The 12,823-nt window shown below is 67.1% G+C and carries 10 protein-coding genes and 1 tRNA gene; 5 read left to right on the forward strand and 6 right to left on the reverse strand.

Translation table 11 applies throughout. The features are described 5' to 3' along the window. Positions 1-51: 51 nt before the first annotated feature. Together MHX64_RS00140 and MHX64_RS12020 are read left to right on the forward strand one after the other, a co-directional pair. Positions 52-124, forward strand: a tRNA-Arg gene (locus tag MHX64_RS00140). A gap of 377 nt (positions 125-501) precedes the next feature. Then, complete coding sequence (locus tag MHX64_RS12020; protein ID WP_370643372.1) at positions 502-981, forward strand: class I SAM-dependent methyltransferase; 480 nt, start codon at positions 502-504, stop codon at positions 979-981. A 295-nt stretch (positions 982-1,276) separates the two neighbouring features. On the opposite strand, the gene MHX64_RS00145 is transcribed toward MHX64_RS12020, so the two are convergent. Then, entirely contained in the window at positions 1,277-2,347 is a 1,071-nt protein-coding gene (locus MHX64_RS00145) for a GNAT family N-acetyltransferase (protein WP_239355688.1), read from the reverse strand. A gap of 59 nt (positions 2,348-2,406) precedes the next feature. Here MHX64_RS00145 and MHX64_RS00150 point away from each other — a divergent pair, with 59 nt between their 5' ends. Next, positions 2,407-3,003 (forward strand): TetR family transcriptional regulator, encoded by a 597-nt coding sequence (locus MHX64_RS00150; RefSeq protein WP_239355687.1) that lies wholly within the window; start codon positions 2,407-2,409, stop codon positions 3,001-3,003. 316 nt (positions 3,004-3,319) lie between these two features. Here the strand turns inward: MHX64_RS00150 and MHX64_RS00155 are convergent, their stop codons facing one another. Continuing rightward, positions 3,320-4,354: a hypothetical protein gene (locus tag MHX64_RS00155; protein WP_239355686.1), complete on the reverse strand. Its 1,035-nt coding sequence runs from the start codon at positions 4,352-4,354 to the stop codon at positions 3,320-3,322. Between MHX64_RS00155 and MHX64_RS00160 the strand changes: the two genes are divergently transcribed. Beyond that, positions 4,353-5,771 carry an NAD(P)/FAD-dependent oxidoreductase gene (locus MHX64_RS00160; RefSeq protein WP_239355685.1) on the forward strand — a complete coding sequence of 473 codons (1,419 nt, stop codon included), beginning with the start codon at positions 4,353-4,355 and terminating at the stop codon, positions 5,769-5,771. The two genes, MHX64_RS00155 and MHX64_RS00160, sit on opposite strands and share 2 nt — an antisense overlap. Here the strand turns inward: MHX64_RS00160 and MHX64_RS00165 are convergent, their stop codons facing one another. The 4 genes from MHX64_RS00165 to MHX64_RS00180 are packed head-to-tail and all read right to left on the reverse strand — an operon-like array spanning position 5,772 to position 8,101. Next, positions 5,772-6,056, reverse strand: a complete 285-nt coding sequence (locus tag MHX64_RS00165) for a mycoredoxin (RefSeq protein WP_126858355.1) — start codon at positions 6,054-6,056, stop codon at positions 5,772-5,774. 1 nt (position 6,057) lies between these two features. Continuing rightward, positions 6,058-6,537 carry a dihydrofolate reductase gene (locus MHX64_RS00170; protein WP_239355684.1) on the reverse strand — a complete coding sequence of 160 codons (480 nt, stop codon included), beginning with the start codon at positions 6,535-6,537 and terminating at the stop codon, positions 6,058-6,060. Beyond that, positions 6,534-7,331: a thymidylate synthase gene (locus MHX64_RS00175; RefSeq protein WP_239355683.1), complete on the reverse strand. Its 798-nt coding sequence runs from the start codon at positions 7,329-7,331 to the stop codon at positions 6,534-6,536. The genes MHX64_RS00170 and MHX64_RS00175 overlap by 4 nt, the downstream gene beginning before the upstream one ends. Continuing rightward, a complete protein-coding gene (locus tag MHX64_RS00180; protein ID WP_239355682.1) occupies positions 7,328-8,101 on the reverse strand; it encodes a 3'(2'),5'-bisphosphate nucleotidase CysQ in 774 nt (257 codons plus the stop codon). The genes MHX64_RS00175 and MHX64_RS00180 overlap by 4 nt, the downstream gene beginning before the upstream one ends. A gap of 30 nt (positions 8,102-8,131) precedes the next feature. On the opposite strand from MHX64_RS00180, the gene MHX64_RS00185 reads away from it, so the two are divergent. Then, on the forward strand, positions 8,132-12,808 hold the full coding sequence (locus tag MHX64_RS00185) for an ATP-dependent helicase (RefSeq protein ID WP_239355681.1): 4,677 nt from the start codon (positions 8,132-8,134) through the stop codon (positions 12,806-12,808). Positions 12,809-12,823 lie beyond the last annotated feature (15 nt).

Here is a 12,823-nt window from a genome sequence, read left to right on the forward strand (position 1 = left end):
TTGCGAGCCTGTTTTCGGCGCGGGCAACCGCTGCGGTACTCTTACGCCATTGCCCTAGTAGCTCAGTGGATAGAGCACGGCTCTCCTAAAGCCGGTGTCGGAGGTTCGATTCCTCTCTGGGGCGCAAATTTTTTGCGGGGGTTTCGGTTAACTTTTGATTCATTTCAGGAAACTCCCCGAGGACGACATTGCCTCTCTTGAAGGGGCTCCCTATCTGCCCGTCCTAAAGTGAGAGCTCCGTGTCTGCACGGATGTCGCCGTCAGAGGGTAGCTTGCTTTCATTCATCTCTTGATTCTCGATTGCGTTTACCCAGAAACGCACTGTTGGGATTGGGTTAGACTTTCCAATTGTCACGCGATTGGCATGGAGTTGACGGAGGCACGTTGTACGACGTCGTAAGGGATGCGTATGCAAAGCGCGCTCCCGAATACGTTGAGGCCTTGGGGTCCATTCAGAATATGAGTCCGCAAGACGTAGCACTCATTTCTGAATGGGGGAGAATGGTCAATGGTCCGGTGCTGGATGCGGGGTCGGGTCCCGGACACTGGACGGACCTACTGCGAACTTTGAAATGTGAAGTAGTCGGGCTAGATATGGTCCCAGAGTTCATTGAGATTGCGAAGAATAGATTTCCTTCCACCAACTTCGTTTTGGGTGACTTGTCGAATCTGCCCCTTAAGGCCTCCAGTCTCGGAGGGATTCTTGCCTGGTACTCATTGATTCATTTGCGGCCAGATGACTGGGGCTTGGTTCTGGGCGAATTTGCTAGGACTCTTAGGCCAGGTGGATCTCTTCTTCTCGGAGCGTTTTTGGGGGAACAAGGGGCTCCGTTCGAGCATGCAATTACTGAGGCTTACTACTGGTCAGAGCTAGAGCTGCTAAAACAGTTGAAGTCGGCTGGCTTTCAAGCAATCTCTGTTCACTCTCGATGCGTGGCCGGCATTAGGCCGCATGTGGATGTTCTCGCACAGCGTTGTTAGATCGGGTCACCTGGAAAATCGTGTTCCAGGTGGTGCGATCTGTGAAGCGGCAAGCGTCAAAACACTTGGGCTCTATGTGCACAGGGCATCGGTAGGGGAACGCGGTGAGCTTGTGGTTGTCCGCTGAAAGACCAACGGGCCTGCGCTTTTGGTTTTGTGGGGCTTCGTTATCCGTTGAACCGTGAGATGAGGACTCAAAAACAGTGAGAGGGGGACTAGTCAGGATGGACGCGAACTAGCTGGGTTGGGGATTGTTCGAATGGCCTCCATTGCCGGGTAGAGGCGTTCATTGGTTTTAGCTCTCTGAGGCAAGCCGCGCGTAGACGAGGGTGTCGGTCCATTCGCCCTTGCTGTACCAGTCCTGGACGTGATGCGCTTCGAGCCTGAGCCCGACGCGGCGGGCGAGTGCTGCTGAGGCGTTATTGCGCGCATCCATCTGTGCCGTGATGCGGTGGAGGCGATAGTGGTCAAACCCGAGGGCAAGGACCGCTCGGACGGCTTCGCTGGCGAAACCTTGTCCTCCAAACTTCGGGTTCAGAACCCATCCGATTTCACCCTGGCGGTGCTCCTTATCGGTGAGCCACAGTGCGACGTCTCCGATGGGGGCGCCGTCATGCTCGATGACCAGTGCGAGCGCGCCGGCCTCGTCGTCGAGACCGGTCTTGGCTAGGCGCTCGCCGAGCTTTTCTCGCGCGACTTCCGCGGTCCACGGCTCGTCCAGCAGGTAGCGGGCAACGTCAGGTTGTGCATAAAGGTTGTGGAGCCAACTGGCGTCGCCTCGTTCGTGGAGTCGGAGCTGGAGCCGTTCCGTCGCCAACGGCCACTGGTGGGCAGGCGCGAGGTCGCGCTGATAATGGAGCAACTCCTCCTGCAGCCCCGCGGGCGTGGTTCCTACGCTTCTCCCGGTCTCGCGGAATCCTGCACTGGTCAAACACCGCTGGGAAGGCTCGTTCTCTGGAAGCGTGCGTGCCGTCAAAGTCCGAAGCCCACTGTCGCGGGCGAAACGCGATGCCAATTCGAGCGCCCGGCGGGCGTGTCCATTTCCTCGCGCATTGGGATGGATCCAGAACCCGACCTCGGCGGCCTCGGGGCTGACGTCGAAAAGTACTAGGGAGCCCACGAACTGGTTCGTCGCGGCGTTGGCAAGTGCGAGGACCGCCAGCGTGCCAGACGAGAGGCCCGCCGCGATCTCTCCGCGGATCAACCGTCGCACGGATTCGGGGGTGTAGTCGGGTTCGGGTAAGTGGCCGAAGCGCAGCACGGCTTCATCTTTGGTTCCGCTTGCGTACGCGTCCGCGTCCAGCTCGGAGAGGGGCCGTAAGCGCGTGCCCTCATGGACGATCGGGAGCTTCGTGGCATCCAGCATGCTGCAAAACTAACATAGGACGGATAGTTGCTGCGGGCATGTTTGGTTAGCCTGGTGGGGTGAGCTACTGGGAACACCGAAAACCTGTGCAACGCCACCGCGCCGTGGACATTGCGGAGATTGCGAGGGTCTCGGTGAGACTGCTGGATGAAGGTGGATTGAGAGCGCTCACCCTCAGGGCTGTGGCGCAGCAGGTGGAGGTCGCTCCCGCCAGCTTGTATTCCCGCGTCGAATCAGTCGACGACTTGTTTGACCTCGCCCTCGACACAGCGCTTGCAGACGATCCCGTGATGAACGAATCGATCCGCAACGCCGACCTGTCTACCCTGATGCAAGACTTTTTCTCGCATCTCACGGCCCACCGGTGGGCAGGCCAAGTCATCGGGATGCGGGCACCCAGGGGCCCTGCGTACCTGGCGCTTTCTGAACGTATGTGCGTGCTGCTCGAGCGAGCGGGCGCTCCGGATCCGTTGGGAACTTCCTACCGGTTATCAAACCTAGTGATCGGCGCCGCCCTGACCGCTCCCATGGCGCCCGACGAAAGGCGCGTTGCCATCGACCCGGAGCAGGCCCCGACCTATGCGCGCCTCCATGCGGCGCACCACACCAGCCCACGTGAGATCCTCTCCGAGGGCATCTCGGCACTTCTGTCTTGAGGAGGTATCTGAATGGGATCCAGGTTTGAAATGGGCTTCGGCGGGGCACTTGCCGCGCGAGAGGAAAATGGAGCGCCATGGGTTCCGCCATGGTGGCAGAGTTTCGTTATCGTGCCTCTCGCTGTAATCGCCATGTACGTTGTGTTTTTCCTGTTAACGACGGTTCCGGCACTTGGCTTTCAAACATGCTCATTCCAGTCGCCTGGACTCTTGGCGTGTACTACGTCTTTATCCTGCCGATCTTTCACTTCCGCAGGTATCGATGGAATAAGAAACACGGCAAGTAGTTGGTCACGCGCCGCCTCCCCCGCCCCAATTATCGGTTGAACGGCGGGGAAACCCACGTGAACGGCCGGTCCAGCAGGGTGGTGCCCAACTTGGAGGGGGTCAGTTCGAAGGCGTCGGCGGTGCCGTCGGCAGGCGAAAGCTCGAGCGCATCCCCGTCAGCGCGCCAGGTGAACTCCAGCGTTTCCTCGATGGGGCCGCGCGGGGCGGCGTTGACGCCGTCGTCGGTCATGGGCGCGGTGAGCTGGATGATCACGCGGTCGCTGTTCACCGTGTAGAAGCCTTCGTGGAGGTCGCCGGAAGCTCGTCGCAAGGCAGCGAGCCCATGGAAATCGCCGTCCGGGGTTTCGCCCTCGACCCGGTAGAAGTTGCCGGCCTCGAAGCCGTCGAAAGAGCCGAACGCGATCTCGGACCAGCGGCGGTCATCCGCGAGCGCAGGCGCGGGTTCGATGTTTCCGCCGGCGACCGCGTACACGCCGGAAAGCTCGGTGCCCTCGCGGTCGAGCGCGCGCGGGATGCCGTTGACCATCACGAACCCGCCCGCGCCGAGCGCGACCACCGCGGCGACGGCGGGGAAGAAGCGGGTCACGCGGTGGACCTTCTCGTTGGTGATCACCCGCGGCGGCTCCACGGCCTCCGTCGCGCGTCCTGCGAGGAAGCGGAATAGCCGCGGCAGCCACGGCGCCAGCACCAGCAGGTACAACAGCGCCTGGACGGCCGAGGGGATCTTCACGGGCACGTCGAACGTCATGTTCAGAAGCCACACCACGGCCAGATCGATGAAGCCGATCAGCCCGCCGAGCCACGCGGTGCGCCGCCACAGCAGCAAGATGGCGGCGACGAATTCGGCCAGACCGGCGAGGAACTGCACGACGGGGGAGAAGCCCATGAAGGTCCACAGCAGCCCCATCGGGGATTTCTCGCCGAGGGTGATCAAAAGCTCCGGGAAGTCCGGCTTGCTCATCTGCATCAGCCCGAGTTTGAATACCGCGTACGGTATGAGCAGCCCAAACGCTGCCATGCGCACGACCCAGTGCAGTGCCCAACCAATCTGTTTCGCGTTCATGGGCAGCAGTCTAGCTAGCATTGGCACGGTGAAACCTTTGGCAGTTGTCGTCGGCGCCGGGCCCAACGGGCTCACCGCCGCTGCGCGCCTCGCGGTCAGCGGGTGGCGGGTGCGGGTGCTCGAGCGCTCGGGTGAGGTCGGGGGTGCGGCTTCGACACAAATGCTTCACGACGCCACGCTGGTCGACTTCGGCGCCGCCTGCCACCCCTTCGGGGCCGCGAGCCCGGCCTTCCGCGCGCTGCGGCTGGAGGACTACGGGGTGCGCTGGCTGCGCGCGCCGTACGAGATGGCGCACCCGCTCGACGGCGGCGCCGCGGTGCTGGCGGGCTCGCTGGAGGAGACGGCGGCGGGGCTCGGCGCGGACGGCGGGGCGTGGGAACGGCTGCACGCACCCGTTGTGAGCCACATCGACGAACTCCTCGAGGACGTGCTGGCGCCGATGCCGCGCCTGCCCCGCCACCCGGTCGCGCTGGCTCGGTTCGGCGCGCGCGGGCTGTGGCCGGCCACCGCGCTGGGGCGGGCCGCGTTTCGCACCGAGGAGGCCCGCGCCCTGTTTGCCGGCAGTGCGACGCACGCGATCACCTCGCCGGCGCGGCCGTTTACGGGGGCGTTCGGCCTGCTCTTCGGCGCGCTCGGCATGACGCGCGGGTGGCCGGTGGCTTCAGGAGGCTCTGGCGCGGTCACGGCCGCTCTGGCCAGGATCGTCGAGGAGCACGGCGGTCAGGTGCGCCGCGGCGAGGAAGTCCGTGCCCTGCCAGACGCGGACGCGGTGATCCTCAACCTCACCCCGAAGCAGGTGCTGCCTCTCGACGGCACGTCGCTGCCCGCCCGCCGCGCCCGGTCCATGCGCCGGTGGCGCTACGGGCCGGGCGTACACAAGGTGGACTTCCTGCTGGATGCCCCGGTGCCGTGGGCCGATGCCAGGGTAGGTAAGGCCGCGACGGTGCACGTCGGAGGCAGCGCAGACGAGATCGTGCGGGCCGAAAGGGAAGTGGCCAGGGGTATCATGCCCGAGCGGCCGTTCGTGATGGCGGCGCAGCAGTACGCCGCCGACCCCTCGCGCGGTCTAGTGCTGTGGACCTACGCCCACGTTCCGCACGGCTACCGGGAGCGCCACCCCGGCGAGGTGGCGGAGAAGATCACCGCGCAGATCGAGCGGTTCGCACCGGGCTTTCGCGGGGTGGTGAAGGACAAAATAGAAACGCCCCCGCACGAGCTGGAGGCGTGGAACCCCAACCTCGTCGGCGGCGACATCGCCGGCGGAGCCATGGACGGGGCGCAGCTGCTCTTGCGCCAGCCGCACCGGCTGCGCAAGGGGCTGTACCTGGCCTCGTCCTCGACGGCGCCGGGCGCCGGGGTGCACGGCATGCCCGGGTGGTGGGCCGCCGAGGCGGCGCTGAAAGACTTCAGCGGTTAATTACTCCTCGCCGGTGAGCTCGCGCAGCTTCGCGCGCACCGCGGAGGCCTCAGGGTTGGTGGCGTGGGTGCCGTCGGAGTAGAGCACGGTGGGCACGATGCGGTTGCCGTCGTTGACGGACTCGATCCAGGCGTTGACCTCGTCCATGCCGTCGGCGTCCACGTCGACCAGGTCGTAGGGGGTCTCGGTGCGGTCGAGGCGCTCGCGCAGCTTGCGGCAGAACGGGCACCACTCCGCGGCGAAGATGGTCACGTGCGAGGAGGTCTCAGGTGCGGCAACGGTCATGTCAAACCCTTTCAAAACGTTGGAACTTGTAGCGCAGACCGGTCGTGGAGGTCTGCCACTCGCCGTCGCGGACCAGCTCGAAGGCGTCGTCGATGCGGGGCGCGTGGACGGCTTTGTTTGCGGGGAGGTCCGGATGGACGTCGATAAGTGTGCGCTCGATGACATCCACCTCGTCCAGGGTGGCCTCGTAGACCTGGGCGCCGCCGAGGATCCACGCGTCCGACTCCAGGTCCGGGATGTCGCGGCACACGGACGCGCCGTCCGACCACTCGTCGGCCTCGCGCGAGGACAGCACAATGTTTTTGCGGCCCGGCAGCGGGCGCACGGGCAGCGACTCCCAGGTGCGCCGCCCCATGATGATGGGGCTGCCCAGGGTGGTCTCCTTGAAGTGCTTGAGGTCCTCGGGCAGGTGCCACGGCATGCCGGCGCCGTCGCCGATGACGCCGTCGAGGCTTTGCGCCCAGATTGCGCCCAGGGTCATACGGACACCTCCGCCTTGATGGTGGGGTGGGGGTCGTAGCCCTCAACCTCGATGTCGTCGAAGTCGTAGTCGAAGATCGACGCGGCCTTGCGCAGGCGCAGCTGCGGGTACTCGCGGGCGTCGCGGGAGAGCTGCTCGCGCACCTGGTCGAGGTGGTTGTTGTAGATGTGGCAGTCGCCGCCCGTCCAGATCAGCTCGCCGACCTCAAGGCCCGCCTGCTGGGCGAACATGTGGGTCAAAAGCGAGTAGGAGGCGATGTTGAACGGCACGCCGAGAAACATGTCGGCGCTGCGCTGGTACACCTGCATGCTCAACTTGCCGTCGGCGACGTAGAGCTGGAACAGCAGGTGGCACGGCATCAGCGCCATCTTGTCCAGCTCGGCCACGTTCCAGGCGGACACGAGGTTGCGGCGCGAATCGGGGTTCTCTTTCAGGGTGCGCAGGACCTCTTCGATCTGGTCGATGTGCCCGCCGTCGGGGGTGGGCCAGGAGCGCCACTGCACGCCGTAGACGGGGCCGAGCTCGCCGTTTTCGTCGGCCCACTCGTTCCAGATGCGCACCCCGTTGTCCTGCAGCCAGCGCACGTTGGAGTCGCCGCGCAAAAACCACAGCAGCTCGCCGACGACTCCCTTGAAGTACACCTTCTTGGTGGTCAGCAGGGGAAAGGATTCGGATAGGTCGTAGCGGATCTGGCGGCCGAACACGCTGCGGGTGCCGGTGCCGGTGCGGTCGCCCTTCTCGGCGCCGTTTTCTAAAACGTCGCGCAACAGGTCCTCGTACGGGGTGGAAATCACTTGGCTACTCCTTCAAAGGTGCCGTGCTCGTCGTGGTAGCGGGCGGCGGCCTCCAGAATGTCGTCGGCAAGTTCGGGCCGGCAGATCACAATATCGGGGATGTAGGTGTCCGCGTTGTTGTAGCGCAGCGGGGTGCCGTCGAGGCGCGAGGCGTGCAGCCCCGCCGCGAGCGCGACACCCACCGGCGCGGCCTGGTCCCACTCGTACTGGCCGCCGGCGTGGACGTATGCGTCGTAGTCGCCGAGTAGCACGTGCATCGCCTTCGCGCCCGCGGAGCCCACGGGTTGGACCGCGAAGTTCAAGGCTTGGGCAACATGCTTCGCGACGGCCGGGGGCCTGTTCCTCGACATTGCCACCTTGCCCGCGAACGGCCCGGAGACGTGGCGGACGTCGGAGGACTTGAACACGACACCCAAATCCGGCAGGCCCACCGCGGCGTGGGTGGGCACCCCGTCCTCCACGAGTGCGACGTGCACCGCCCAGTCCTGGCGGCCGGTGGCGAACTCCTTCGTGCCGTCGAGGGGGTCGACGATCCAGACCCTGTCCTTGGACAGGCGGTCCTGGTTGTCGGCGGCTTCCTCCGACAGGAAGCCGTCGTCAGGCCTGTGCTGCGAAAGCACCCTGGAGATCCAGCTTTGGGCGAGCTCGTCGCCCGCCTCGCCGAGCTCGCGGCCCCGCAACAGGCCCACGCCGCGCACGCCTTTGAGGATCTCGCCGGTGCCCTCGGCGATGAGGTTGGTCAGCCGGGAATCCGAGTACTGAGCAGTCATGCACCCGACTCTACCGCTAAGGTTGGCGTGATGAACGCGCCGATCCTCAGCCGCTTCCACCCGCAGGTGGCCCAGTGGTTCGGAGACGTATTCGCCGCGCCGACCGCGGTGCAGGAGCAGGCGTGGCGCGCGATCTCCGACGGCGAAAACGCGCTGGTGGTCGCACCCACCGGCTCCGGTAAGACGCTGGCGGCGTTTCTGTGGTCGCTGAACTCGTTGGTGGAGCGCGCCGGGCAGCAAGCCCTGCCTATCGACGGCGCTTCCGCCTCCACCCACGGCGGCGTGCGAGTCCTCTACATCTCGCCCCTGAAGGCGCTGGGCGTGGACGTGGAGAACAACCTGCGCGCGCCGCTGGCCGGCATCGCGCGGGTGGCGCAGAAGCTGGGCCGCGACATGCCCGATATCTCGGTCGGGGTGCGCTCGGGCGACACCCCGCAGTCCGAGCGCAACCGGCAGGTGCGAAAGCCGCCGGACATTTTGATCACCACGCCCGAGTCGCTGTACCTCATGCTCACCTCGAAGGCGGCGGGCATTTTGCAGACGGTGGACACGGTGATCGTGGACGAGATCCACGCCCTGGCCGGCACGAAGCGCGGCGTGCACCTTGCGCTCTCGCTGGAGCGGCTGCGGCGGCTGGCGGGGGACTTCCAGCGCATCGGCCTGTCGGCCACGGTGCGCCCAATCGAGGCGGTGGCGAACTTTCTGGGGCCCAAGACCACCATCATCAACCCACCTGCGGAGAAGTGCTGGCATCTCGACGTGAGGGTGCCGGTGGACGACATGTCCGACCTTTCCGTGCCCGAGGACGCCTCCACGATCGGGGACGCGGTCTTCGACGACGCGCTGGAAGAAGCTGAGCCTGCGCCGCCGCCGGGCGCCGTGAACTCCATCTGGCCCCACATCGAGCGCGCGGTGTACGACGAGGTGATGGCGCACCGCTCCACCATCGTGTTCGTGAACTCGCGGCGCACCGCGGAGCGGCTGACCAGCCAGCTCAACGAGTTATGGGCGAAGGAGCACGACCCGGAGGCCCTGTCGCCGCCGACCCGCCGGCCGCCGGCGCAGCTGATGAAGTCGGTGGACACCGCCGGCCACGCCGCCAACGTGATCGCCCGGGCCCACCACGGCAGCGTGAGCAAAGACGAGCGCGCCCAGACCGAAACCATGCTGAAAGAGGGCACCCTGCGCGCGGTGGTGTCCACATCCTCGCTGGAGCTGGGCATCGACATGGGCGCGGTGGACCTGGTCATCCAGGTGGAGTCGCCGCCCTCGGTGGCCTCCGGCCTGCAGCGCGTGGGCCGCGCCGGGCACACCGTCGGCGCGGTCTCGGAGGGCACCTTCTACCCGAAGCACCGCGCCGACCTCGTGCAGACCGCGGTGACGGTGCCGCGGATGCGCGAGGGCCTCATCGAGGAGCTGCACACCCCGCGCAGCCCGCTCGACGTGCTGGCGCAGCAGACCGTGGCGGCGGTCGCGGTGGAGGACCTCGACGTCGACGAGTGGTACGACACCGTGCGCCGCGCCTGGCCGTACAGGGACCTGGCGCGCGAGGTGTTCGATTCGGTGATCGACCTGGTCATCGGCGTCTACCCGTCCACGGACTTCGCGGAACTGCGGCCCCGCGCCATCCTCGAAGGCTCCACCCTCAAGGCCCGCCCGGGCGCCCAGCGCGTGGCAGTCACCAACGCCGGCACCATCCCGGACCGCGGCATGTTTGGGGTCTTCCTCGTCGGCGCCGACGACAAGGCACCCCGCCGCGTCGGCGAGCTCGACGAGGAGATGGTCTACGAGTCCCGTGTCGGCGACGTGTTCACCCTCGGTGCCTCGAGCTGGCGCATCGAGAACATCACCCGCGACCAGGTGCAGGTCAGCCCCGCGCCGGGGCACACCGGCCGGCTGCCGTTCTGGACCGGCGACGGGCTGGGCAGGCCCTATGAGCTGGGCAAGGCGCTGGGCGCGTTTCGTCGAGAAGCAAAAAGCTCCTTGGATGCGAGTCTGGATGAGCGGGCGCGGGCCAACCTGCTGCAATACCTGGAGGAGCAGGAGGAGGCCACCGGCATCCTGCCCGACGAGACGACGCTGGTGCTGGAGCGGTTCACCGACGAGCTGGGGGATTGGCGCGTGGTGCTGCACACCCCGTTCGGCAAGGGCGTCAACGCGGCGTGGGCGTTGGCGACCGGGTGGCGGGTCGCGCAGGAAACCGGCATGGACGCCCAGGCGGTGGCGGGCGACGACGGCATCGTGCTGCGACTCCCACAAGGAGAGAAGGAGCCGGACGGGGCGATTTTCCAGTTCGACGCCGACGAGATCGCCGACATCGTCACCGAACAGGTGGGCAACTCCGCCCTGTTCGCCTCCCGGTTCCGCGAGTGCGCCGCCCGCGCCCTGCTGCTGCCGCGCCGCAACCCCGGCAAGCGCGCGCCCCTGTGGCAGCAGCGCCAGAGGGCCGAGCAGCTGCTGGATGTGGCCCGCAATTATCCGAGCTTTCCTATCATTCTCGAGACAGTGCGCGAATGCCTCCAGGACGTCTACGACCTCCCCGCGTTGCAGGAGGTCATGCGGGATGTGAACACGCGCCGGGTGCGCATCGCCGAGGTGACCACGGACCAGCCCAGCCCCTTCGCTTCGTCGTTGCTGTTCAACTACACCGGCGCGTTCATGTACGAGGGCGACACTCCGCTGGCGGAGAAGCGGGCGGCGGCGCTGTCGCTGGACCCGTCGCTGCTGGCCAAGCTGCTCGGCACCGTTGAGCTGCGGGAACTGTTGGACGGGGACATCATCGCGGAGGTGGACGCGTCGCTGCGCCGGTTGGGGCGCGCTTCGACGAGCGAGCAGTTCGCCGACACGCTGCGCATCGTGGGGCCCGTGCCTATCGACGAGCTCCGCCTCCACACCGAAGTTCCCCTCGAGTCGTTGGAGCAGGCCCTGGGGGCGCGGATGATGCGGGTGCGCATCGGCGGCCGCGAGCACGTTGCCCAAGCCCTGGACGCGCCGCTGCTTCGCGACGGCCTCGGCGTGCCCGTCCCACCCGGCGTCGCCGCCCAGGTGCAGACCATCCCCGATGCTTTGGCGCAGCTGGTGGGCCGCTGGGTGCGCACCCGCGGGCCCTTCACGCTGCGTGATTTGGCCGACGCGTTCGGGCTGGCGGTCGGTGCGGCGCACGCGGCGCTGCAGCCGCTGGTGGACAAGGACAAGGTCATCCCGGGCCGCTACCGGCAGGGCGTCGAGGAAGAGGAATACGTCGCGGCCGAGGTGCTGCGCATCATCCGGTCGCGCTCGCTGGCGGCGGCGCGCGCCCAAACCAGGCCGGTGTCGCAGTCTGCTTATGGACGATTTCTGCCCGCGTGGTCGAACGTCGCCCCGGTGGGCGTGGTGCCGGCGCTGCGCGGGGCCGATGGGGTGTATTCGGTGCTGGAGCAGCTCGCCGGGGTGCGGCTGCCGGCCAGCGCGTGGGAGTCCCACATCCTGCCGGCCCGGGTGGGCGACTACTCGCCGGTGATGCTCGACGAACTGACCGCCTCGGGCGAGATCGCCATCGTCGGCGCAGGCAAGGCGGGCGCCCGCGACCCGTGGATCATGCTGCTGCCCGCGGACTACGCCGCCCAGCTCGCCCCGCAGGTGGACGAGCCGCTGCTGTCGCTCACCCAATCCCAGGTGATGGAGAAGGTGCGCCGCGGCGGCGGGTTCCTATTCACCGACCTGCTCGAGCCCACCACCACGACCGAGGAGCTGCGCGAGGCCATGTGGGACCTGGTCGAGGCCGGCTTCCTCGCCCCCGACTCGTTTGCGCCGATCCGGGCGCGGCTCGCTGGCGGCAAGGCGGCGCACAGGGCGAGGCGGAGGCCGTCGAGAAGCAGGGTGCGCTCGGGGCGGACCTCGTTCGCGGCGAGTGTGCCGCCGGACATGGTGGGCCGCTGGTCGCTGACGCCTGCGCCTGATAGCGACCCGACGCGCCGGTCGGTGGCCTTGGGGGAGTCGCTTCTGGACCGCTACGGGGTTGTCACCCGCGGCTCCGTGGTCGCCGAGGACATCCTCGGCGGGTTCGCGCTGGCCTACAAGACGCTGTCCGGGTTCGAGGCGTCCGGCAAGGCGATGCGCGGCTACCTGGTGGAGGGGCTCGGCGCCTCGCAGTTTTCCACCCCGGCGACGATCGACCGGCTGCGCGGCCACCAGGACTCCGACGACGTGGTCGGCTGGCCCTCGGGGGCCCGGGAGCCGCACGTCCACGTGCTGGCGGCGACCGACCCGGCGAACCCCTACGGGGCGGCGCTGCCGTGGCCGGCGCAGGGGCCGACCCGCTCGGCGGGCGCGATGGTGGTGTTGGTGGATGGGCTGTTGGCCGCCCACGTCACCCGCGGCGGTAGGACCATGACCACGTTCTTCGACACGTTTCCGGACGGGGTCGGCGACCCGATGTCGCTGGTTGTTGGCGCCCTTACCGCCGCGGTGCGGGCCGGCCGGATGCAGCCGCTGGCCGTGGAAAAGCTCGACGGCGGTCCGGCCTTTTCGTTGAAGGAGTACGGGGCGACGGCGACCCACAAGGGCGCGAAGATCGGCGGGCGTGCCTCGGCGCCCCCGAAGCGGCGCGGGCGCAGCGTGGCGGAGGCGCTGGGGGAGCTCGAAGACGACGAAGGCAGTGACGGCAACGGCCTAGGCACGCGCGACGGCGCGCGAGGCCCTGCCGAAGGTCTCACCTTCGACGATTAATTCAGGCTGCGGCGA

This window comes from Corynebacterium sp. ACRPZ (assembly GCF_022346205.1).
GTDB lineage: Bacteria > Actinomycetota > Actinomycetes > Mycobacteriales > Mycobacteriaceae > Corynebacterium > Corynebacterium lehmanniae.

Excerpts from the sequence above, each read along its gene's own strand:
- MHX64_RS12020 (WP_370643372.1), top strand. The coding sequence starts at position 502 with ATGGTCAATGGTCCGGTGCTGGATGCGGGGTCGGGTCCCGGACACTGG.
- MHX64_RS00145 (WP_239355688.1), bottom strand. The coding sequence starts at position 2,347 with ATGCTGGATGCCACGAAGCTCCCGATCGTCCATGAGGGCACGCGCTTA.
- MHX64_RS00160 (WP_239355685.1), top strand. The coding sequence starts at position 4,353 with ATGGGCAGCAGTCTAGCTAGCATTGGCACGGTGAAACCTTTGGCAGTT.
- MHX64_RS00155 (WP_239355686.1), bottom strand. The coding sequence starts at position 4,354 with ATGAACGCGAAACAGATTGGTTGGGCACTGCACTGGGTCGTGCGCATG.
- MHX64_RS00165 (WP_126858355.1), bottom strand. The coding sequence starts at position 6,056 with ATGACCGTTGCCGCACCTGAGACCTCCTCGCACGTGACCATCTTCGCC.
- MHX64_RS00170 (WP_239355684.1), bottom strand. The coding sequence starts at position 6,537 with ATGACCCTGGGCGCAATCTGGGCGCAAAGCCTCGACGGCGTCATCGGC.
- MHX64_RS00180 (WP_239355682.1), bottom strand. The coding sequence starts at position 8,101 with ATGACTGCTCAGTACTCGGATTCCCGGCTGACCAACCTCATCGCCGAG.
- MHX64_RS00185 (WP_239355681.1), top strand. The coding sequence starts at position 8,132 with ATGAACGCGCCGATCCTCAGCCGCTTCCACCCGCAGGTGGCCCAGTGG.